This is a genomic window from Streptomyces sp. NPDC046821 (assembly GCF_040645335.1).
Classification (GTDB): domain Bacteria; phylum Actinomycetota; class Actinomycetes; order Streptomycetales; family Streptomycetaceae; genus Streptomyces.
In genome coordinates this window covers 462513-483618 of the sequence record NZ_JBEYYB010000003.1, presented here as the reverse complement: position 1 = coordinate 483618, position 21106 = coordinate 462513, and the positions used below count along the sequence as shown (strand labels likewise).

Genomic DNA, 21106 nt, shown 5'->3' with positions numbered 1-21106 from the left:
TCGGAGCCGCCGCCCCTCGTCCGGCGGCTCCGACCTGTCAGGTCAGCTGCGGCGAGCGCCGTTCAGCTGTGTGAGAGGCATGTCGGACAGGCCCAACTGCCCTGCCTTGTCGAGCAGTTGGCGCCACTCGTCATGGCGGTCGCCGCCGCCCTGCATCAGCTTCATCAGCAGGGCGGACACGGTGAGGTCCTGCGCCTTGCCCGAGCCGACCGAGCCGAGAACCTTGGTGAGGTCCTCCGTGAAGTTCGCGGAGCCGTCGAGCCACGGCCCGGCGAGCGCCTGCGCCGTCTCGGAGTGCTGCACAAAACCGTCGACGCTCTTGCCGAGCGTGACCGCCGACATGAGCCGGTCGAAGAACATCGACTCGCCGCCCACGATGTTGATGTCGGCGTTCTCCAGGCCGGTGGCCAGGACCGTCGCCTGCGCCTCGGCGACCTGCCGCTGCACGTCGAGACCGGCGAGGCGGATGTCCTTCTCGGCGGCGAGGCGCAGCCGGTACTCCTCGTGCCCGCGGGACGCCTCGTCGAGCGCGGCCATCGCCACGGCCTTCTGGTTGATGCCCTCGGCCTCCGCCTTGAGCTTCTCGGCGATGCCCGTCGCGTCGGCGAGCGCCTTGGCGCGGGCGCCCTCGGCCTCCGCCCGCATCCGCGCCTCGGTCGCCTCCGCCTCGGCCCGGCCGGCCTTCTCCGTGACCTCGGCCTCCTTGTCCCGCACCTGCACCTCGGCGAGACCGACCGCCGCGGCCTCCGCCTGGATGCCTTCCGCGAGCCGCAGCTTCGCCTGGGACTCCAGGTCGGCGGACTTCAACTGAGCCTCGGCCAGCGTCAGTTGCTCGGCGGCACGGTGGGTCGCCGCCTGCTCGGCGGCCTCCGCGGCCTTGATGTCCTTGACCAGCTTCTCCTGCGCCTCGGCCTCCGCCGCGATGACGACGGCCTGGCGGTCGCGCTCGGCCGCCTCGACGGCCCGCAGCTTCTTGATCGACTCCTCCTGCTCGGCGACCGTACGGTCCACGGCGACGCGCTCGCGGATGACCTCGGCGATCTCGCGCTTCTCCGCCTCGACCTCCTTCTCTGCGGCGATCTTCGTCAGCTGCGTCTCCCGTTCCCGGGCGATGACTTCGAGGAGCCGGTCCTTCTCGATGCGCTCGTTCTCCACGGCGATGACCCGCTCGCGGTTCTTCTGCGCGACGGCGATCTCGCGGGCCTGGTTCTCGCGCTGCACGCCGAGCTTCTCCTCAGTGGCGAGGAACGCGGCCTCGGCGCGCAGCCGTTCGGCCGCGACGACGCTCGCCGTCTCGGCCTCCTCGCGGGCCCGTACGGTGTCGATCTCGCGCTTCTGCTTGATCTCGGCGTCGGCCTGGCGGCGCTGCAGCTCCAGGATGGCTTCACGGGCGTCGACGTTCTGCCGCGTGAGTTCCTTCTCCTCCGTGCGCTGGAACTCGTTGGTCCGCACGTGCTCGACGGTGGTCAGCTCGGTGATCTTCCGGATGCCCTGGGCGTCGAGGACGTTGTTCGGGTCGAGCTGGTCGAGCGGCGTCTGCTCCAGGTAGTCGATCGCCGCGTCTTCGAGGTGGTAGCCGTTGAGGTCGACGCCGATGACCTCGATGATGCGGTACCGCAGCTCCTCGCGCTTGGTGTAGAGGTCGGTGAAGTCGAGCTGCTTGCCGACGGTCTTGAGGGCCTCGGAGAACTTCGCGTGGAACAGTTCCTGGAGCGTGGCCTGGTCGCTGGCCCGCTGGGTGCCGACGGCCTGGGCGACCTTGATGACGTCCTCGACGGTCTTGTTGACCCGCACGAAGAACGAGATGCGGATGTCGGCGCGGATGTTGTCCTGGCAGATGAGCCCGTCCCGGCCGGTGCGGGTGATCTCGATGGCCTTCACCGAGATGTCCATGACCTCGGCCTTGTGCAGGACGGGCAGCACGACCTGTCCGGTGAAGGTCACGTCGACCTTGCGCATCCGGGAGACGATGAGCGCCTTGCCCTGCTCGACCTTGCGGAACAGCCGGCCGAGCACGAACAGCAGCGCGACGACGAAGATCAGGACGACGGCGACGGACACGCCGACGCCCACGGTGATGGCATCCATGTGAAGTCCTAGGAATTCCGGTTCTCGGTCCCGGCCGCGGCAGCGTGGAGCGCGGTCGGGCGGAGGTGTGGGGTGGGGTGTGTGGTGGTGGCTCAGCGCCGGCTCGGGGCCTTGTGTGGCTGGGCGCTTTCCGGTTCCGGCTCGGCGTCTTACGGTGGTCCGCCGCGCCGGTTCGACCGGGCGCCGGCGCCTTTCCGCGGGGCCTGGGCGACGACGCCCGCCCCACCCCTTGGTGCCCCCGGAGAACCCACGGCGGCATCGAGGAACTCCCCCATCCCCCAACCCCCTTGCGACTCGCTGGGGGGCTGCGTCCCGGCACCGGGCTCCGCCTGAGCGGGCCGGTGCCGGGACTGTTCCCCCGTTCCTGCGGGGCCCATGTTGCCCTCGCCGCCAGGACCGCGCATTGCCGTGATCCGGCAATCTTTACGCCGCGTTGATGCCGGAAGCACCCGGAACCGAACCGGGGCGGAAGGCGTCGCGGATCACCGGCGCGACATCCGTCCGGTCAGCCGTGCGAACATCGCCCGATGACGATTCCAGGCAGCGGCGACCCCACCGAGTACGTGCGTTATCAGGCGACGGCACCGAACGAGCGCGGACACCTCACGGGAATCTTCGGACTCGTCAACCGCCTCGGCCGGTCGGGGAAGCTCAGCGAGGCGCAGGAGCGGTTCCGGCGCGAGAACAACGCCTGGTACGACCAGGCGTACACAGACCCCTCCACCGTGGACCCGTCGGTCTACGATCCCGCGGTCAATCCGACCGCGACGGCCTGGTTCAAGCCGACGGCGACGCATCTCCTGGAGCGCATCGGCGGATATCTGGAGATCCTGGCCGCGCACGGAGTGGACTGCCGGCTCGTCCGGTCCGCCGATCCGGGGCGAGTGATCTACGAGGACGACGTGCAGGTCGTGGTCGTGGCGCGGGGCGCGTAGATCCAAGACGCGGGGCGCATAGATCCAAGAAGGACACCGGCGGTCAGATCTCCGGTTCGGCCCACTGCTCCAGGAAGTCCTCGCCCAGGTCGGGCATCGTCACCTGCTCCTCGCTCTGCGGCGACAGCTCGGCCCAGATGACCTTGCCGCGCGACGAGTACCGCGTGCCCCAGCGTTCCGCGTAGTGGGCGACGAGGAACAGGCCGCGTCCGCCCTCGTCGGTGATGGCGGCCTGGCGCAGGTGCGGGGACGTGCTGCTGCCGTCGGCGACCTCGATGGTGAGGTTGACGTCGTAAAGCAGGCGGACGCGGACCGGCTGGGTTCCGTAGCGGATGGCGTTGGTGATCAGCTCGCTGAGTACCAGCTCGGCTGTGAAGGCGATCTCGTCGAGCCCCCATCCGTCCAGGGTGCTCAGGCACATGGAGCGTACGGGGCCGACGGCGGCGGGGTCGGGCGGCACGTCCCACTCGGCGACCCTGCCGGGGTCGAGCAGCCGGGTGCGGGCCACCAGGAGCGCCACGTCGTCGGCGGGCCGCTCCGGCATCACGGCGTCGAGCACGACCGCGCAGGTCTCCTCCGGCGTCCCGTCCACGCTCGTGGCGAGGGCGGTGCGGAGCAGTTCGAGGCCCGTGTCGAAGTCGCGCCGGCGGTCCTCGATCAGCCCGTCCGTGTAGAGCACGAGCTGGGACCCTTCGGGCAGGTGCAGTTCCATGGTCTCGCCGGGGATGCCGTCGCCGACTCCGAGGGGCGGGGACACGGGCACCTTGGGGAGCGTGACGGTGCCGTCGGGGAGCAGGATGGCGGGTCCCGGGTGGCCGGACGAGGAGAGGGTCACGTGTCCGGTGACGGCGTCGTAGATCGCGTACAGGCAGGTCGCCCCGATGATTCCGGCGCCCTCGCCGTCCGCCTCGTCCTCGCGCGCCGTCTCGGCGTCGATGCGGGCGACCTGTTCGTCGAGGTGGCTGAGGAGTTCGTCGGGGGCGAGGTCGAGGGAGGAGAAGTTGTGGACGGCGGTCCGCAGCTGTCCCATGGTGGCCGCCGCGCGCACACCGTGCCCGACCACGTCGCCGACGACCAGGGCGACGCGGGCTCCGGGCAGGGGTATCAGGTCGAACCAGTCGCCGCCGACGCCGGCCTCGGCCGGCAGGTACCGGTGGGCGACTTCGAGGGCGTTCTGCACGGGCAGCTCCCCCGGCAGCAGGCTCCGCTGCAGGGTGACGGCCATGCTGTGCTCACGGGTGAAGCGGCGGGCGTTGTCGATCGCCACGGCGGCGCGCGCGGCCAGTTCCTCGGCGGTGGACAGGTCGTCCTGCTCGAACGGCCCCGTGCTGTCCATACGCCAGAAGTCCGCGAGGCCGAGGACGACGCCCCGGGCGCGCAGCGGCACGCTGATCAGGGAGCGGACGCCGTGGTCGAGGAGGCGCTGGGCCCGCTCGGGGTGCAGGGCATACCACTCCTCCGCCGTGCTCAGGTCGTCCTCGAGGACCGCACGGCCGCTGGCCATGGACCGGGCCATCGGCGTGCTGGCGGCGAACCTGATCCGGTCGCCGACCGCCGAGAACGCGTCCTTCTGTTCCACACCGGTGATGGCGGCGCGGCGCATGTCGGTGATGCCTTCGGTCGGCTCGCCGCCCCGCAGGACGCCCTCGTGGAGTTCCACGGTCACGACGTCCGCGAAGCGGGGTACGGCGACGTCGGCCAGCTCCTCGGCGGTGCGTACGACGTCCAGGGTGGTGCCGATGCGTACGCCGGCGTCGTAGAGGAGTTCGAGGCGTTCGCGGGTCGCCTGTGCTCGGCCCGCGAGGGCTCGCAGCTCGGTGGAGTCCCTCAGGGTCACCGCGTTCCCGGCGGGCCCGCCGAAGGGGGCGGTCGGCCGGACGTTCACCGCGAGGAGGCGGTCGCCGGCGCGGTGCACCTCGTCGGTCACGAAGCGGTCGCAGACGAGGAGTTCGGCCATGTGCTGGTCGAGGCCGAGATCGCAGACGCTGCGGCCTTCCGAGCCCGGAGGCAGGGCGAGCAGCCGTTTCGCCTCGTCGTTGGCGAGCAGCAGCCGGCCGTCGCCGCTGGTGATGAGCACGCCTTCCTTCACGGCGTGCAGGACGGCGTCGTGGTGGTCGTACATCCGCGACAGGTCGGCGGGGTCCATGCCGTGGGTCTGACGCTGGACCCGGCGGCTTATGAGGACCGATCCGGCCGTCACGACGAGGAGCGCGCCGCCGGCGGACCCGAGGAGCAGGGGCAGTCGGTCCGACACTCCGGCGTTCACGCGGTGGACGGTGATGCCGACGCTGACGATGCCGACGACGTAGCCGTTGGTGTCCTTGACGGGGACGGCCGTGTTGACGGCCGTGCCGAGGCTGGAGACGAAGGTGCTCGTGTGCGTGTATCCCCGGAGGGCTGTCTTGAATGTGCCGACGACGGGCGTGCCGATGAGCTTCGGGTTGGGGTGCGTCCAGCGGATGCCGTGCCGGTCGAACGCCACGATGTAGTCGACGTTCGTCGCCTTGCGGACCGCTTCGGCGCTGGGCTGGAGCACGGCGGAGGGGTTTTTCGACTTCATGGCGGCGAGCGTCCCGGGGGCGTGGGCGAACGCCTCCGCGGTGGCGACGGAGTGCTGCCTGGCGTTCGTCATCGTGGCGTCCCGGGTCTGCAGGACGAGTGCCGTGCCGGCGGCGAGGACGAGCAGCAACGTCAGCGTGAGCTGGAGCAGGAACACCTGGCCTGCGACGCTGTGCACGTTGACCAGGGAGCGGAAGCTATGTCCCCAGGAGGCGCGCCGCTCCCCGCGAACGGTGCCCTTCTGCCGGGCGGCAGCCCGCCCGAGAGACTGCGTCATATCCCCTTTGTAGCACTCTGCGTAATCGGGGGCGAAGCCCCTGGCAGCGCCCGGTCTGCGGACGGTCTGCTTACGGGGAGATCAGTGCGGCGAGGCTTTACCCGCGCATGGGGTTCCCGGGGCGGGCGTCGGGATTCGGCCACTGTTTATAGGGGGCGCGGGATAAATATCCCCACCGTGATGGCGCGCGCCCTGACTCGGTGCCGGTCAGCCGATCGATGACCCATACACATGGTCGACGGTCATCGTCATGAGCACTCGACGGTCGGACACCATCACCTTCCGGTACTCGTCCCAGTCAGGGTGCTCGCCGGCTGCGGCGCGGTAGTAGTCGACCAGGGCGTCGACCTCGGAACTGTGGGGGTCGGCCCCGGGACCGATGAGGGTCACCGGCCCTTCGGCCGTGGCCCACGAGCGGCCGTCGGAACTGGTGACCTCGAGCGCGGCACGCGGGTCCCGGCGCAGATTGGCCGTCTTGGCGCGCCCCTCGGTCATCGAGACATAAAGAACGCCGGCGTCCTGGTCATAGAAGGGCATGACGGGCGAGAGCTGCGGCAGACCGTCCGACTTGATCGTGGCAAGAACACCGAGTCGGCTGTGAGCAAGCAGCGTGCGCGGGTTGAACGAGGAGTCGGTCATGTTCGGTCCAAGGCGCGCCGGAGAGGCACTATTCCCCGGCGCCCCCGGCTCGGCAGGAAGATGTCGGCGCCGCTATTCCACGACGTCTGCCGCCTCCGCTCGCAGCTTCCCGGCGCGTTCCGTCGGGTCGTAATCCGGGCCGACGCCCTCGATCAGCAGCAGGTCGCCCTCGATGTGGTCGGTCCGCAGGCGCAGGATGGCCTGGTACGCGGGCGAGTCGTACCAGGCACGAGCCTCGGCGAGGCTGGGGAACTCGATCAGGACCATGCTGCCCGGCCAGTTCCCCTCGACCACTTCGGCGGGCGGACCGTGGATGACGAAGCGGCCCGAGAAGGGGTCGAGCGTCGCCTGGATGTGCTCCAGGTACTCGATGATGTCGGCGTGATTCCGGCGGCTACGGAGATGGGCGAAGCCATAGGCGGGCATGGTCGGCTCCTTCACTCGGGTCCTCAGTGGGCGGAGATCCAGAACCTACCCCCCGCGGGCCGGGGAGCGAACGATGACCTCGGAGGTGGCTGAAGATCCCGCGAGCCCTCCCCGGCACATGCTCCCGAACGTCACACACTCCCCTCCGGGCGCCCCAACCCCCAAGCAATCCCTTGGGTTTCGTAAGGAAACCCGAGGATTGACTTGGGTTTTGGGGTCTACGACGATCTACGCAGGGCCCGGGCGGCAACCCGGCTCACGGCTTCGCAATGGTCCGGACCCACGCGAGGTCATGAGACGGGTGCCGACCCACCGACGTGTGCGGGGGGCTCGTTCAGGAAAGGGCTCCGACGTGTGCGAGTGCCTGCTTGAGGAGGACGCCGTGGCCGCCCGGCATCTCGCCCTGGACCGCCTGCGACGAAGCCTCTTCCGGGGTGAACCAGACGAGGTCCAGCGCGTCCTGCCGGGGGCGGCAGTCCCCCGTCACCGGGACGATGTAGGCGAGGGACACGGCGTGCTGGCGCGGATCGTGGAACGGCGTGACGCCCAGCGTCGGGAAGTACTCGGCGACCGTGAAGGGCTGCAGCGACGCCGGAACGCGCGGCAGCGCCACCGGGCCGAGGTCCTTCTCCAGATGACGCAGCAGCGCGTCACGGACCCGCTCGTGGTGCAGCACCCGGCCGGAGACGAAGGAACGGCTGACCGTCCCGTCCCGCCCGATCCGCAACAGCAGTCCGATGTGCGTGACTTCACCGTTGTTGTCGACTCGCACCGGGACGGCTTCGACGTAAAGGATCGGCATACGGGCACGCGCCGCTTCGAGCTCGCCGTCGGTGAGCCAGCCGGGCGTGGTTTCGGTCGTATCAGACATTGGGCGATCGTACTTTCACAGTGGCTCCGCCCACACGCGCCGCTCCAGGCAACACCACGATCGTGGACCGGCGCTCGTACACGGATTCTGGCAATACCGACGACTCGAAAGCAGGCGACATGTCCGCACGTCCTCCCCTCCCGCCCTTCACGCACGAGAGCGCGGTGGAGAAGGTCCGCCTCGCTGAGGACGGCTGGAACAGCCGCTCCCCGCAGAAGGTCGCCCTCGCGTACACCGAGGACTCGCGCTGGCGCAATCGCGCCGAGTTCATCACCGGCCGGGACGAGATCGTGCAGTTCCTGACCCGCAAGTGGGCCCGCGAGCTGGACTACCGCCTGATCAAGGAACTGTGGGCCTTCGACGGCCACCGCATCGCGGTGCGCTTCGCGTACGAGTGGCACGACGACTCGGGCCACTGGTACCGGTCGTACGGCAACGAGAACTGGGAGTTCGACGACGCCGGCCTGATGCGCGTACGCCACGCGAGCATCAACGACGTACCGATCGTGGAGTCCGACCGCAAGTACCACTGGCCGCTGGGGCGGCGCCCTGACGACCACCCGGGTCTTTCCGATCTCGGCCTCTGACGGTCCCCCTCCGGTCCGAAGTCGACCGCTGCGGCGAGGCCGCCCCGCAATCCCCCGATGGGAGGAGACAAACCCACAGGAGTGATCGAACGCAAGATCACGGCCGGGTACCCGCTGTCACGCCTGACCCCTCACCTGTATCCGAATTCGCGTTCTAGATTTCGTCCCCTCGCACCCGTTACGGCGACACAGGACCCCCCGTTACCCGATCACCTGTCCGCATTTGATCCCGAGGGGCACCTGTGAAGCCTGCGCGCTTGTCTGCGTTCGTTCATCCTGCGTTCGAAATCGGCGCTTCCTCGGGAGGTGCCCGGTGAAGCGGTTCTTCGGGCCGGTGAGGATGGCGGAGCCCCGCGTCTCCGACGCCGAGCAGGAGTTGTTCGGCGGGCCCTTGCGCTACGACATGGGCTGGTCCGAGCACGAGCACGCGTGCCTGGACCTGACGACGATGACGGCGCTCCGCTCCATGCCCTCGCTGGTCGGCGCGACCCTGCGCATGGCCTGGCAGGCCGACCGGCGCGCGCTGCTCGCCGTCGTCGTCAGCGAGATCGGCCAGGGCGTCGCCGCGGCCGTCGGCCTGCTCGCGATCAACGCCGTCATGCACGCCCTGCTGGCCGGCAGCGGCAGCGCCGCCCAGCGGCTGCACGCGCTCTTACCCGCGCTGCTGGCCGCCGCCGCCATCGGAGTCGTCAACTCCGCCCTCTCCGCCTGGTCCACCTCCCGCGCGGGGCGCCTGGAACCGAAGGTCGAGCGGATCGCGACCACCCAGTACCTGGCCGCCGCCACCGGCGTCGAACTCGAAGCCATCGACGACCCCGACTTCCGGCGCCTCGTCGACATCGCCCAGTACGGCCCCGGCTCCGCCCGCCGCATGATCGGCGCCTGCGTCGCCGCCCTGAACGGCCTGATCTCCCTGGTCACCACCGCCGGCGTACTCGCCGTGCTGCACCCCCTTCTGCTGCCCATGCTGATCCTCATCGCCGCCCCGCGCGGCTGGGGCGCGATGCGTGTGGCCCAGGAGCGGTACGTGTCGGTGATGAGCTGGATCGAGCACGTGCGGGCCAGCCGCCTGATCGGCAACCTCCTCACCGAGCGCACCGCCGCCCAGGAGGTCCGCCTGCACGCGGTCGGCGCCTTCCTCCTCAGCCGCTACGAACGCATGGCCGAGAGCGCCGAGGCCGAGCAGGAACGCCTCGCGTCCAGCAAGGCGTTGACCGAGTGGGTAGCGTCCGCGATGTCCGGCCTGGCGATGGCCGCGACGTACGGGGCGATGTTCTGGCTGATCCTGTCCGGTCACATGAGCCTCGCAATCGCCGGCACGGCCGTGATCGCGGTGCGTACGGGTTCGGCGAGCCTGGGCGCGCTGGTGATGAACATCAACCAGCTGCACGAGGAGTCCCTCTACGTCCGTGATCACGGCCGATTCCTGACCCAGGCCACGCAGCGGACCATCCCCGAGGGCGGCGATCCGGTCCCCGAGAAAGTCAGGGAGATCGCCCTCGACCAGGTCACCTACCACTACCCCGACCGCGACACGGCCGCCCTGGAACAGGTGTCCCTGACCCTGCCGATGGGATCGGTCACCGCCGTGGTGGGTGAGAACGGTTCCGGCAAGAGCACGCTGATGAAGATCCTCTCGGGCCTGCTGCTGCCGCAGAAGGGCACCCTGCGCTGGGGCGAGGCGGACATCACCGGCCTCGACCGCGCCCACGTCTTCGAGCGCGTCTCCCTGCTCACCCAGGACTTCCAGCGCTGGCCCGTGACCGCCGCGATGAACATCCGCCTCGGCCGCCCCGCCCACGCCGCAACTCCGGAGGACCTGCAACCATCCGTCGACTACGCCGGCGCCCGCCCGGTCGTCGCCAAGCTCCCCGACGGCCTCCGCAGCCTGCTCGCCCGCATGTTCCGCGGAGCCATCGAACTGTCCGGCGGCGAGTGGCAGAAGGTGGGCCTCGCCCGCACCCACTGGCGCAGCGCGACGTCCGAGGCCGACAGCATCCTCATCGTCGACGAACCCACCTCCGCGCTCGACCCGGAAGCCGAGATCGAGGCTTTCGACCGCATCCGCCGCCTCGCCGCCCCGAACCGGGCCGTCGTCCTGGTCACCCACCGCATGTCCGGCGTCCGCCACGCCGACCACATCTACGTCCTCCACCACGGCCACCTCGCCGAACACGGCACCCACGACGACCTCATCGCCGCACAAGGCCGCTACGCCGCGATGTTCCACGCCCAGGCGGCCCAGTACGCGCCTGCGGCCGCCATCCCGCACCCGGCCTCCCCGACCGTCGCCGATCCCGCGTGACCCCGTAGCCCCGACCGGAAGGCTCACCGTGAAGAACGACATCAACACCAAGGCCTGGGCCGTCTACGGCAGACGCCAGCTGGACCGTGCCTATGTGCCGCCCGTGCCCGACCGACTGGCCTGGACTTCCTGGGAGGGTGTCGGACCGGGTGCTGAAGTCCTCGGCCCCCTCACCGGCCGCCGTGTCCTGGACATCGGCTCCGGGGCCGGTCATCACGCCGTGCATCTCGCGAGGGCTCACGGCGCTCGCGTCACCGGGGTCGAGCTGTCGCCGACCCAGTACGAACGAGCCGTGTCCGCGCACGCGGATGTTCCGGGTGTGGAATTCGTGCAGGGGGACGTCGTCGAATACCTCGCCGGGACCGAGGCGTTCGATGCCGCGTACGCCATCGGAACCCTGGCTTTCGTCGACCCGCATCACGTGCTGCCCGCGCTACGTGACGGTCTGCGCCCCGGAGCGCCGATCGTCCTCTCGCTGCTGCACACCGACCTGCACGGCCAGGGACCGTCCTCCGAGGTGGCCCCGCGTGAACAGATGATTTTTCTGCGCGACGACCCACCCTTGCCGACCCAGATGTGGGTCCTGGCACCGCAGTTGTGGGAGGACCTCCTCACCGAACACGGATTTCGCGTTGAGGCCATCGACCTACTGCACCACCCCGACGAAAACGCCCCCGTCATCCAGCAACTCATCCGGGCCCGCCGACTCCCCGACCGCTCCCCCCGCCTCTCCAGCCACCCCCGCACCACCAAGCCCCCCGTTCCGCACGCCGCCGTAGGAGTAGGGGCGATCCTCCTCGGCGAGCAGGGGATCCTGCTGGGGCGGCATCGGCTGGGCACCCTCGAACTGCCCGGCGGGAGTGTCGAGCCCGGGGAATCCTTCGAAGGCGCTGTGGTTCGTGAACTTGCCGAGGAGACCGGGCTGTTCGCCCGTACAGGCGATGTCACGCTGCTCGGAACGCTCGTCGATCGCGTCGACGGTGTTCTTCGGGTCACCGTCGGTGCGGTCGTTCACGACTGGCGTGGAGAGCCGAGTACCCAGCCGGGCGAGAGCGTCGGGGACTGGGGCTGGTATTCCCTCGACCGGCTTCCCGACGGGCTGTTCGAGTGCAGCGCGCAGATTCTCACCGCCTGGCGGCCCGGTCTGCCCATCGGCCACGCTCCGGCGCACTTCACGCCCTTCGCGTAAGGCGTCACCCACGGCGGAACAGGTCCTGCGGGTCGACCCGTACCCAGCCCGCACGTGATGTGGGCGGGCGCGGGACCTCCCGGTGCTGGACGCGCCATTGGTGCACGAGTGCGTCGTAGATGGGCGTCGGCGAGACGGCCGCGGTGAGCAGGGGTGCGGCGTGGCGCGGGCGGGGCGCAGGAACGCTTTTGCGCGGGTCGTTCATGAGATGCCCAACGACCGCGTGCGCTCCCGGCCACGCTCCGGTCGGGGGATCTTTACCGGTACACATATCCGAGCGGCGCCCCCCTCCCGGCGCCGCTCGGTCTACGTCCCCCACATACGGACCCGTCACACGAAATACGGGCGCGTCACACGTCGAGATACAGGCGCGTCACACGTCGAGCGTCAGCCTCGGGCCGCAGCTCCGTGACACGCACAGCAGCATCGTCGCGTTCTCGGCGTGCTCCTCGTCGGTGAGCAGGTCGTCCCGGTGGTCGGGGATGCCCGCCAGAACCGGCGTCTCGCAGGTTCCGCACGTGCCCTGCCGGCAACTGCTCAGGGTGCGTACCCCGGCGCGGTCGAGGGCGTCGAGGATCGTCTCGTCGGGCGCGACCTTGACGACGCGGCCGTCCCGGGTCTCGACCTCGAAGCCCACCTCGTCCCCGGCCACCGGAGCGGCGGCCTCCGGCGCCTGCGGGCTGAAGCGCTCGCTGGTGAGCGTCAGCTCCGGCCGATCGGCGGCGTACTTCTCCAGGGCGTCAAGGAGGCGCTCCGGACCGCAGGCCACGATGTTCGCGGGCCCGCCCTCGGTGAAGCGGGCGACCTGCGCTTCGATGTCGACCCGTCCGGTGCGGGACGCAGGGAGGACGTCCACCCGGTCCCCGTAAGGGAGGAGTTCGGGTACGAAGGCCATCGTCGCCTCGGCGGCGCCGAGGTAGATGAGCCTCCAGTCCGCGCCCGCGCGTTCGGCCGCCGCGAGCATGGGCAGGATCGGCGTGATGCCGATGCCGCCCGCGACGAACAGGGTCCGCTCGCGGTCGGGCCGGTACGGGAAGGTGTGGTGCGGGCCCCGCACGGCGAGGCGCAGCCCCGGCTCGGCGACGGTGTGCAGCCGCTCCGAACCGCCCCTGCCGTTGGTCTCGCGCAGCACGCCGATCCGCCACGACCGGGCGTCCTCGGGGTCGGAGCACAGCGAGTACTGCCGGATCGTGCCGTCCTCTATCGCGACCTCGATGTGCGCGCCGGGCTCCCAGGACGGGAGGTCCGCCTGGTCGTCACGGGTGAGGCGCAGTGAGACGACCCGGTCGGCCTCGGAGCGCACCTCGGTGACGCTCACGTCGATGAAGTCCCCCCTCATGCCGCACCCCCGGCCAGACGGGCGTTGACGGCACGCAGCACGTCGCCGTCGTGCACCAGCTCGACCGCGCGGCGCACGCGCGGGTAGAGCACGACGTCCTGCTCGATGGCGTCCACGGCGCGGCCGTCGGCGGACCTGGCCGCGCGCAGCGTCTCCCACGCGGTCCGGGTGGCGGGGCTGAGCGCGGACGGGTCGGCTCCGGCCGCCTGGAGGCGCAGGTCGAGCGCCTGGCCCGCCATGAGCAGTTCGATGCCGATGACGTTCTCGATGTTGCGGACGACGGTACGGGCATGGCGGCCGGCGTTGTTGGCCATGCTCACGTGGTCCTCCTGGTTCGCACTTGTGGGGATGGAGTCCACGCTGTCGGGGTGCGAGAGGGTCTTGCAGTCGGAGACCAGGGCGGCGGCGAGGTACTGCGGAAGCATGTAACCGCAGTCCAGGCCGACCTTCTGGCTGGCGACGAGCATGTCCGGCAGACCCCGGTTGAGGGTGCCGTCGTCGAGACGGAAGAGGCGGCGCTCGGAGATGCTGCCGATCTCGGTCATCACGATCGAGATGAAGTCGGCCGCGAAGGCGACGTACTCGGCGTGGAAGTTGCCGCCGGAGACGGCCTTGAGGCGGCGTCCTGCCGGGAGGCCGGGGAAGATCAGCGGATTGTCGGTGGCGGCGTTGATCTCGTTCTCGATGATGCCGGTGACGAAGCCCAGGGTGTCGACGACGGGACCGTGGACCTGCGGCACGCAGCGCAGCGAGTACGCGTCCTGCGGAGGCTGCCGGCCGGGGTCGTTGTCGCGGTCGCCGTCCACGAAGGCGCTGCCCGCGAGCAGCTCACGCATACGGGCGGCGACCGCGATCTGACCGGCCTGGCCGCGGGCCTCGTGGAGTTCGGCGATGAACGCGTCCCCGAACCCGTTGAGCGCCTCGACCGACATGGCCGCGGTGATGTGCGCGTGCTCCAGCAGGTTGGTCGCGTCGTACAGGGCAAGCGCGGTCTGGGCGCAGGAGAACGACGTGCCGTTCAGCAGGGCCAGGCCGTCCTTGGCGCCGAGCGGGATGCGCGGGATGCCGGCGGCGGCCATGGCCTCGATGCCGCTGACCACGCGCCCGTCGAGGATCGCCTCGCCCGAGTCGCGCTCGTCGTCCTCGGTGTCGTCGGCCGGGCGGCACAGCACGATGGCGATGTGGGCGAGGGGGATCAGGTCGCCGGACGCGCCGAGCGAGCCGTATTCCGGTACGGCGGGCAGGACGCCGCGGTTGATCATCTCGACCAGCGTGTCGACGATGGCCGAGCCGACCGCCGAGTGGCCCTGGAGAAGGCTGACGAGGCGGATGAGCATGGTGGCGCGGACGACCTCGGCGTCCACGTGCCTCCCGACCCCGGACGCGTTCGAGATCACCAGGCGGCGCGACAGTTCGGCGGCGTCGCGCGGGTCGGTGAACGCCTCGCGCCCCGCGAGCGACCCGAAGCCGGTGTTGACGCTGTAGACGGGCTCGACCGGCTCGCCCCGCTCCATCGCGCCGATGACACCGCCGAGCCATTCGGCCGACGGCCGCATCCGCTCGAGGGCTTTCTCGTCGACGCGGACCTGGCGGCCGTGCCGGGCGACGCCGACCAGGTCGGCCAGGGTGACCCGGCTGCCGTCGAGCACGAGGGGCTCCTCGGTAGCCGCGGCACCGGCGCGCAGTGCGGGCGCGGGGGACGGGAGTTCAGTGGTCATCGGGGTACCTCGTCCGGTCGTCGGTCGGTGGAGCTGAATGGCGGGTCATGGCTGATCGGTGGTGCGGGGTCATTCGGGTGGCGCGGGCAAGGCAGTGGGCGGGACCGTCGGGGCCCACATGTTCAGTGAGTCCCCGAGTTCGGCGGCCGACGCCAGGAGCGTCTCGTGGGCGGAGCTGATCCAGTCCCGGTTGTCGCAGCGCCGGGCGGGGCCCGCCACGTCGAGGGAGCAGACCGCTTCGCCGTGGTGGAATACCGGTACGGCCACCGACAGCGAGCCGGGGTGCAGCTCGCCGCGCGAGACGGCCCAGCCGTTGCGGCGTACGGCCGGCAGGACCGTGTCGAGCTGCTCGCGGGTCGGCGTGGCGTCGGTGTACCGGGCGAGACGGCCGCCGAGCACCTGGCGGACGACGGCCGGGGGCGCCCAGGCCAGCAGGACGCGCTGGCCGGCACCGGCGTACAGCGGCAGCAGTTCGTTGATCGCGAAGGTGTACTTCAGGGCCTTGTCCGGCTCGACGCGCCGCAGGCACAGCGCGTGGGTGCCGACCCGGATGATCAGTACGGCCGTCTCCCCCACCCTCTCGACGACCCGGCGCAGCACGGCCGTGCCGGTTTCGATGAGGTGGGCCTGCACGGAACTGGTGCCCCAGAGTCCGGCCAGGGCGGGTCCGGCGCGGTACACACCGTCGTCCTCTTCCGTGTAGCCCTGCTCGCGCAGGATCCGGAAGTAGCGGTACGTGGTGCTGACCGGCATACCGACGCGTGCGGCGGTGGCCGCGACGGTGGTCTCGCCCGTGAGGGCGAGGTCACGGAGCACAGCGAGTCCGCGCTCGAACGACGAGCTCTCTCCCATGCTTCCCTCCCTGTCCGCACCGGCCGCCGAAGTACGCAAAGGTTCCGTCCCCGTCGCAGCGGCTGGCCAGCGCTGTTCTCACTCTGCGAGAACAGCGGTATCACGCCGGGGGCCGCCGTCTCTACCGTCAGGATCCCGGCGCCCGGCTCCGGCGCAGGCCCGTCGAGAGGACATGCCATGACGACGTACGCCCCGCAGATCCCCGTCTTCGACGAAGACCCCTACGCTCGCGAGCACCTGATCGACCCGCACCCCCTGTTCGAGCGGATGCGCGAGGCGGGCCCGGCGGTGCGGCTGTCTCGGTACAACGTGCTCGCCTTCACGCGCTTCGACGTGTGCCGCGACATCCTGGCCGACCACGCGACGTTCATTTCGGGCGCCGGCGTCGGCCCGACCGATCTCCGCAAGGAAAAGGCCTGGCGCACGCAGGGCATCCTGGAGACCGACCAGCCGTCCCACACCGTGATGCGCGACGCGATGTCGAACGTCATCTCCCCGCGTTCGGTACGGGCTCTGCGCAAGTCTTTCGAGGGGTTCGCCGAGGAGCTGGCCGACCGGGTCGTCGCGCAGGGCGAGGTCGACGCGATCACCGATGTGGCGGAGATCTTCCCGCTGCGGGTCTTCGGTGACGCGGTCGGCATCCCGCGCGAGGGCCGGAAGGAGAACCTGCTGGCCCACGGCGCGATGAACTTCAGCGCGTTCGGGCCCGAGAACGATCTCCACCGCGAGCACTTCGCCGCAGGTCAGGGCACGCACGAGTGGGTGATGGCCAACTGTGCCCGCGAGTCCCTGTCCGAGGACGGGCTCGGGGCGCGCATCTGGGAGCACGCCGAGGCGGGGCGCGTGAGCGACGAGCAGGCGACGCTCCTGGTGCGGGCGATGCTGTCGGCCGGTCTGGACACGACGGTGATCGCCATCGGCAACGTGCTGCGCGCGCTCGCCCAGAACCCCGAGGCGTGGGCGCTGCTGCGCGAGGACCCGAGCAACATCCGGTTCGCCATCGACGAGTCGTTCCGCCACGAGTCGCCGTTCCAGTCCTTCTACCGGACGACCGCGAGCGACGCCGCTCCGGGCGGGGTCCCGGTGCCGGAGGGGTCGAAGGTCCTGCTGTTCGTCGGCGCGGCCAACCGTGACCCGCGGCAGTGGGGTCCGGACGCGGACGAGTTCCGGATCACCCGGTCCGCGAGCGGGCATCTGGCGTTCGGCATGGGAATCCACCAGTGCGTGGGACAGCCGGTCTCGCGTCTTGAGATGGAGGTCCTGCTGGGCGCGCTGGTCCGCCGGATCGAGCGCCTGGAGCCGGTCGGCCCCCAGGTCCCGTTCGTCCACAACACCCTGCGGGGCTGGAAGTCGGTGCCGGTGCGGGTGGTGGCGGGCTGAGCATCGGCGCCGCCACTCAGCGAAGTCGTGACGCCGGGCGAAACTCTCACCCTGGACTTGAGGGTGAGACCCCACTCAAGTGGACCCCGGCCTCAAGTGGACCCCAGCCTCAAGTGGACCGCGACTGGGGCGCCGAACTTTGCGCCGCCCCGAGCCCTCAGGTCAGCCGTCTACGCGGCCCGGGACAGCGACCGGCGCATCATCGCCGCGTACACAGCCCCCGCCACGACGATGCCGACCGGCAGTGCCGCGTCCACGCCGCCGAGGGCCTGGGCGAGGGGGCCCGTGTAGACGGTGTTCACGCAGAGCGCTGCCGCCGCGGTGCCCGCCGTGAGCGCTGCCGCACCGGCCCAGTTGACGCCGCCCGAGAACCAGAAGGGGCTGCCGGGGGATTCGTCCGTGAGGGCGAGGCCGTCGTAGCGGTTGCGGCGGAGCAGGATGTCCACCGCGTAGACGGCGGTGCTGGGGCCGAGCAGGACGACAGTCAGCTGGAGGACGTTGCTGACGGTGTCGAGGAAGTTCGACACCAGCAGCGCGTACAGCGTGAGGGCGACGGCAAGGGTGCCGTCCACGAGGACGCTGAGCGAGCGGCGGATGCGGATGCCGACGGCCTGGAGGGAGAGGCCGGAGCTGTACGCGGTCATGGCGTTGATGGAGATCGTGCCGAGCACCAGGGCCAGCAGGAAGAACGGGGTGAACCAGCCGGGAAGGATCTTCTGCAGCGCGGTCTGCGGGTCCGTCATGTCGACGGCCGTCGCGGCGAACGCGCCCAGCGAGCAGACGATGACGCTGGGCAGGAAGCCGCCGAGCGTGGTCCACCCGATGATCGCCTTCGGGGATGTGTTCCGGGGCAGGTAGCGCGAGAAGTCGGCGCTGTTCGTGTACGAGAGCGGGCCCGAGGCGATCAGGGTGACACCGCCGGCGAGGACGGCCCACAGGGTGACGCCGGTGAGCGGGTGGGCGGGCTCGTAGCCGAAGTTCGTGTGGCCGATCACGCTGACCGCCACGACGGCGAAGGCCACGGTGAGGGCGATGGTGATCGGGACGTACAGCTTCATGATCGTGGCGTGGCCGTAGACGCTGATCGCGAGGGTGACGGCGGCGATGGCGACCACGACGACGACCTTGACGGGCGTGTTCGGTGTGACGCCGGCCTTCTCGACCAGGGCGAACGCGGCGGTCGCGGCGGCGGCGAGGTTCAGGGCGATGTAGCAGATACAGATCACCCAGCCGGTGACCGCGATGTTCACGCGGTTGCCGCGGATGCCGAACATCGCCCGCATGATCACTTCGCTCGGCGTGCCCGACGCGGGACCGGAAATGGAAAGCAGTCCGACGGGCACCCAGAACAGGTTGCCCACCACGATCACCGCGACGGCCTGCCACAGGTTCAGGCCCATGAGGATCAGTGCGCCGCCGACCACGAGGCTCAGGTAATTGACGTTCGCCGCCGCCCACACCGGAAAGAGGTCCCGCGCCCGGCCGTGCCGTTCCCGTTCGGGAATGTGGTCGATGCCGTGCACCTCGATGCGGCCCGGACCGTCGGGCGCAGTCCGAGTCTCAGGTGCGCTGTCCGCGCGGGGGTACTGGTCGTTGATCGTCGCCATGGGGCCCTCCGGGGGCGGGTCGTTCCCAGGTACTTGTTTATTGGTCGCATACTCAATAGCCTCCGGGGTATGCCGTCAAGCGTTCAGCGCAAGCGAATTCGGAAATCTCCGGCCGCCCGACGTGCGGAAATCGTCGAGTCGGCCGCCGCGGTCGCACTCACGGAGGGCCTTGAGTGCGTCACCCTCCGGCGGATCGGCGAGGAGCTGGGCGTCCGCCCCGGGCTCATCAACCACTACTTCCCCTCGGCCGAGGAACTCGTGGCGGAGGCCTTCGGCAGCGCCTCCAGCGCCGAGCTCGACAGCCTGCTCCCGGCCGAGCGCACCCAGGGCACCCCTACGCTGCACCTCGGCTGGTTCTTCGCACGTGCGACGGGCGAGTCGTACGACAACATCAGCCGCCTGTGGATCAACGCGCGGCACCTCAGCCGTTACCGGCCCGTCCTGCGTGACCGCGTGGCCGAGCAGGAAGCGGCCTGGCGCGAGCGGCTCACGGGCTTGATCCAGGACGGCGTCGACCGCGACGAATTCCGCACCGAGGACGCATATGTGACGACCATTCAGATCCTGGTCGTACTCGACGGCCTCGGCGCACACGCCAACACGGACACCAGCAACCGCCCCGCGCCGGTGTCCCGCATGGCGGCCACCACGGCGGAACGCGAACTCGGGCTTCCGTACGGGACGCTCACGCGGGCCGATGTGCCTGTCGCGGCGTCAGCGGCTGCTCGTTAGGAACGCTAGCCCCACGCCCGCTCACACCGGCTCCGCGTACCAGCGCCGATGGACCACCGGTTCGACCACCAGCACCCCCACCGCCGCCACCGTCGCGACCATGGCCGCGGGGAGCGAACCCCAGGCGGCCGCGAGCGCCCCGGCGAGCACGACCAGGGGGCGCACCAGGGTCAGCGGTCCGAGGCCGACGACCACGGCGAGGGTGCCGGCCCGGAACGGCCCCCACCGGTAGCAGACCAGGCTCAGGGCGACGACGACCACGTACGGGGCGTAGCACAGGAGCATCCGGTGCGCGGCGATGTCGAGTTCGGCGTAGCGGGCGGCGGGGTCGGCGGCACCGAGGAGCAGTGACAGGGCGACGGCCGTGGGGATCAGCAGTGCGGGGAACCCGACCGCCAGTCCGCGGCGGGCCGCGAGCAGCGCGTGTCTCGTCTTACGGATACGGCCGTCGCGGCCGGTGTACGCGCGGAACCCGGCGAACCCGGCGTCGACGAGGGCGAGGACGGCGAGCAGGAAAGCGTTCACCGGGCGGCCTCACCCTCCGACGCCGTCCCACCCGTCGCCCCCGATCGGCGCGCCGGGCCTCCGCCCTCGGACCGCGGGGGCGCCACCTCGCCCTCCGCCCGTCCGACCAGGCGCCTTGAGCGCGCAGGCCCCAAGGCCACCCGCAGCGGCGTCAGCAGATCCGGGCGTATGCCGATGACGGGCCGGATAGTGGTGCAGAACGGGTTGCTGCGGCCTCGGGGTTCGTACACGAGCGGGGTCAGGCCGTCGGCGTGTGCGGCGGCCGCCAGCAGTGTGCCGTCGTCGTGGGCCCGGAGCGCGGAGATCACGCCGTCGTGCCGGCCCAGCGGATCGCGCATACGGGACCGGTGGAAGACCCATGCCCCGACCGGGGCGAGGCGGGTGGCGGCGATGTCGAAGTGGCAGAACGCGGCGGTGCCGGGCGTGGCCTGGGCGGAGAAGAAGGCGTCGAGGTCGGCCCCGCGGAAGTGGTGCAGGACGCCCGTGGACACGTACACGGTGGCGGGTTCGTCCAGGGCGAACGCGTCACCCCGAACGAAGCGGCACGGCAGGTCTTCCGCGCGGGCGAGCCGTTCGGCCTCGCTGACGAGGGCTGCGTTGAAGTCCACGCCGACGAGGTCGACGTCCGGCCCGAGCGTGCCGGACGCGGCCAGCCACCGTACGAGGTAGCCGAGGCCGCAGCCGACGTCGACGACCCGCAGCGGACCGTCGGCAGCGCCCGTCGCCCGGATCACCGCGAGCAGCGGGCACAGCAGCTCCGCGATGCGCTCGCCCAGCCGCAGTTCCTCACTGAGCCGCTGCAACTCGGTGTGCACGGCGACGAGCCGGCGGTCCACGGCGAGCGGATCGAGCTGCCCCGAGTCGTCGCACACGAGCCGGGCGGCGATCCGGGCTCCGCTCCGGTCCCCCGCGGCGGCCAGCCGCGCGACTACATCGTCACGCCGCACCGGCCGACGCGCGCCCGTACCCGGCGCGTGGTCCACGACCAGATCACATATCTCCATGAGCTGCACAGGGAGAAGGTACGTGGCCGGGGCCGCGTGCCGTGCGCCGGAAGGCGGATCGACAGCCCCGCCC

The 21106-nt window shown here is 70.6% G+C and carries 17 protein-coding genes; 6 read left to right on the top strand and 11 right to left on the bottom strand.

Annotation, left to right across the window (positions count from 1 at the left end):
• Positions 1-42: 42 nt before the first annotated feature.
• Positions 43-2088 (bottom strand): flotillin family protein, encoded by a 2046-nt coding sequence (locus ABZ893_RS08715; protein ID WP_361398952.1) that lies wholly within the window; start codon positions 2086-2088, stop codon positions 43-45.
• Positions 2089-2615: 527 nt separating this feature from the next.
• Between ABZ893_RS08715 and ABZ893_RS08710 the strand changes: the two genes are divergently transcribed.
• A complete protein-coding gene (locus ABZ893_RS08710; RefSeq protein ID WP_361398949.1) occupies positions 2616-3023 on the top strand; it encodes a hypothetical protein in 408 nt (135 codons plus the stop codon).
• A 43-nt stretch (positions 3024-3066) separates the two neighbouring features.
• Here ABZ893_RS08710 and ABZ893_RS08705 read toward each other — a convergent pair whose 3' ends face one another.
• The 4 genes from ABZ893_RS08705 to ABZ893_RS08690 form a co-directional block, all read right to left on the bottom strand.
• Positions 3067-5859 (bottom strand): SpoIIE family protein phosphatase, encoded by a 2793-nt coding sequence (locus ABZ893_RS08705; RefSeq protein ID WP_361398946.1) that lies wholly within the window; start codon positions 5857-5859, stop codon positions 3067-3069.
• A 207-nt stretch (positions 5860-6066) separates the two neighbouring features.
• A complete protein-coding gene (locus tag ABZ893_RS08700; protein WP_361398943.1) occupies positions 6067-6498 on the bottom strand; it encodes a PPOX class F420-dependent oxidoreductase in 432 nt (143 codons plus the stop codon).
• A gap of 72 nt (positions 6499-6570) precedes the next feature.
• Positions 6571-6924 (bottom strand): DUF1330 domain-containing protein, encoded by a 354-nt coding sequence (locus ABZ893_RS08695; RefSeq protein WP_361398941.1) that lies wholly within the window; start codon positions 6922-6924, stop codon positions 6571-6573.
• 334 nt (positions 6925-7258) lie between these two features.
• Positions 7259-7795 (bottom strand): NUDIX hydrolase family protein, encoded by a 537-nt coding sequence (locus ABZ893_RS08690; RefSeq protein WP_361398938.1) that lies wholly within the window; start codon positions 7793-7795, stop codon positions 7259-7261.
• 119 nt (positions 7796-7914) lie between these two features.
• Here ABZ893_RS08690 and ABZ893_RS08685 point away from each other — a divergent pair, with 119 nt between their 5' ends.
• The 3 genes from ABZ893_RS08685 to ABZ893_RS08675 all read left to right on the top strand — a co-directional run bounded on the left by ABZ893_RS08685 (position 7915) and on the right by ABZ893_RS08675 (position 11876).
• On the top strand, positions 7915-8382 hold the full coding sequence (locus ABZ893_RS08685) for a nuclear transport factor 2 family protein (protein ID WP_361398934.1): 468 nt from the start codon (positions 7915-7917) through the stop codon (positions 8380-8382).
• A 340-nt stretch (positions 8383-8722) separates the two neighbouring features.
• The gene (locus tag ABZ893_RS08680) at positions 8723-10687 is read left to right on the top strand and encodes an ABC transporter ATP-binding protein (RefSeq protein ID WP_361399031.1); all 1965 of its coding nucleotides are present in this window, start codon (positions 8723-8725) and stop codon (positions 10685-10687) included.
• Positions 10688-10715: 28 nt separating this feature from the next.
• Positions 10716-11876: a bifunctional class I SAM-dependent methyltransferase/NUDIX hydrolase gene (locus ABZ893_RS08675; RefSeq protein WP_361398931.1), complete on the top strand. Its 1161-nt coding sequence runs from the start codon at positions 10716-10718 to the stop codon at positions 11874-11876.
• A gap of 373 nt (positions 11877-12249) precedes the next feature.
• Here ABZ893_RS08675 and ABZ893_RS08670 read toward each other — a convergent pair whose 3' ends face one another.
• From ABZ893_RS08670 to ABZ893_RS08660, 3 genes are all read right to left on the bottom strand, one after another.
• Positions 12250-13215 (bottom strand): PDR/VanB family oxidoreductase, encoded by a 966-nt coding sequence (locus ABZ893_RS08670; RefSeq protein WP_361398928.1) that lies wholly within the window; start codon positions 13213-13215, stop codon positions 12250-12252.
• Positions 13212-14933, bottom strand: coding sequence for a histidine ammonia-lyase (locus tag ABZ893_RS08665; RefSeq protein WP_361398925.1), 1722 nt, complete (start codon positions 14931-14933; stop codon positions 13212-13214). Before ABZ893_RS08665 ends, ABZ893_RS08670 begins: the two co-directional genes overlap by 4 nt.
• A 69-nt stretch (positions 14934-15002) precedes the next feature.
• A complete protein-coding gene (locus tag ABZ893_RS08660; protein ID WP_361398923.1) occupies positions 15003-15785 on the bottom strand; it encodes an IclR family transcriptional regulator in 783 nt (260 codons plus the stop codon).
• A gap of 177 nt (positions 15786-15962) precedes the next feature.
• Between ABZ893_RS08660 and ABZ893_RS08655 the strand changes: the two genes are divergently transcribed.
• Positions 15963-17165 carry a cytochrome P450 gene (locus ABZ893_RS08655; protein WP_361398920.1) on the top strand — a complete coding sequence of 401 codons (1203 nt, stop codon included), beginning with the start codon at positions 15963-15965 and terminating at the stop codon, positions 17163-17165.
• 170 nt (positions 17166-17335) lie between these two features.
• Here ABZ893_RS08655 and ABZ893_RS08650 read toward each other — a convergent pair whose 3' ends face one another.
• Positions 17336-18772 carry a cytosine permease gene (locus tag ABZ893_RS08650; protein WP_361398917.1) on the bottom strand — a complete coding sequence of 479 codons (1437 nt, stop codon included), beginning with the start codon at positions 18770-18772 and terminating at the stop codon, positions 17336-17338.
• A 69-nt stretch (positions 18773-18841) separates the two neighbouring features.
• On the opposite strand from ABZ893_RS08650, the gene ABZ893_RS08645 reads away from it, so the two are divergent.
• Positions 18842-19504, top strand: coding sequence for a TetR family transcriptional regulator (locus ABZ893_RS08645; protein ID WP_361398915.1), 663 nt, complete (start codon positions 18842-18844; stop codon positions 19502-19504).
• Positions 19505-19525: 21 nt separating this feature from the next.
• On the opposite strand, the gene ABZ893_RS08640 is transcribed toward ABZ893_RS08645, so the two are convergent.
• Together ABZ893_RS08640 and ABZ893_RS08635 are read right to left on the bottom strand one after the other, a co-directional pair.
• Entirely contained in the window at positions 19526-20029 is a 504-nt protein-coding gene (locus tag ABZ893_RS08640; RefSeq protein WP_361398912.1) for a hypothetical protein, read from the bottom strand.
• Positions 20026-21033: a class I SAM-dependent methyltransferase gene (locus ABZ893_RS08635; protein WP_361399028.1), complete on the bottom strand. Its 1008-nt coding sequence runs from the start codon at positions 21031-21033 to the stop codon at positions 20026-20028. The genes ABZ893_RS08640 and ABZ893_RS08635 overlap by 4 nt, the downstream gene beginning before the upstream one ends.
• Positions 21034-21106: the final 73 nt, after the last annotated feature.

Bases quoted from the DNA above. Each gene is read 5' to 3' on its own strand.
- ABZ893_RS08715 (WP_361398952.1), bottom strand. From the start codon at position 2,088: ATGGATGCCATCACCGTGGGCGTCGGCGTGTCCGTCGCCGTCGTCCTG.
- ABZ893_RS08710 (WP_361398949.1), top strand. From the start codon at position 2,616: ATGACGATTCCAGGCAGCGGCGACCCCACCGAGTACGTGCGTTATCAG.
- ABZ893_RS08705 (WP_361398946.1), bottom strand. From the start codon at position 5,859: ATGACGCAGTCTCTCGGGCGGGCTGCCGCCCGGCAGAAGGGCACCGTT.
- ABZ893_RS08700 (WP_361398943.1), bottom strand. From the start codon at position 6,498: ATGACCGACTCCTCGTTCAACCCGCGCACGCTGCTTGCTCACAGCCGA.
- ABZ893_RS08695 (WP_361398941.1), bottom strand. From the start codon at position 6,924: ATGCCCGCCTATGGCTTCGCCCATCTCCGTAGCCGCCGGAATCACGCC.
- ABZ893_RS08690 (WP_361398938.1), bottom strand. From the start codon at position 7,795: ATGTCTGATACGACCGAAACCACGCCCGGCTGGCTCACCGACGGCGAG.
- ABZ893_RS08685 (WP_361398934.1), top strand. From the start codon at position 7,915: ATGTCCGCACGTCCTCCCCTCCCGCCCTTCACGCACGAGAGCGCGGTG.
- ABZ893_RS08680 (WP_361399031.1), top strand. From the start codon at position 8,723: ATGGCGGAGCCCCGCGTCTCCGACGCCGAGCAGGAGTTGTTCGGCGGG.
- ABZ893_RS08670 (WP_361398928.1), bottom strand. From the start codon at position 13,215: ATGAGGGGGGACTTCATCGACGTGAGCGTCACCGAGGTGCGCTCCGAG.
- ABZ893_RS08665 (WP_361398925.1), bottom strand. From the start codon at position 14,933: ATGACCACTGAACTCCCGTCCCCCGCGCCCGCACTGCGCGCCGGTGCC.
- ABZ893_RS08660 (WP_361398923.1), bottom strand. From the start codon at position 15,785: ATGGGAGAGAGCTCGTCGTTCGAGCGCGGACTCGCTGTGCTCCGTGAC.
- ABZ893_RS08655 (WP_361398920.1), top strand. From the start codon at position 15,963: ATGACGACGTACGCCCCGCAGATCCCCGTCTTCGACGAAGACCCCTAC.
- ABZ893_RS08650 (WP_361398917.1), bottom strand. From the start codon at position 18,772: ATGGCGACGATCAACGACCAGTACCCCCGCGCGGACAGCGCACCTGAG.
- ABZ893_RS08645 (WP_361398915.1), top strand. From the start codon at position 18,842: ATGCCGTCAAGCGTTCAGCGCAAGCGAATTCGGAAATCTCCGGCCGCC.
- ABZ893_RS08635 (WP_361399028.1), bottom strand. From the start codon at position 21,033: ATGGAGATATGTGATCTGGTCGTGGACCACGCGCCGGGTACGGGCGCG.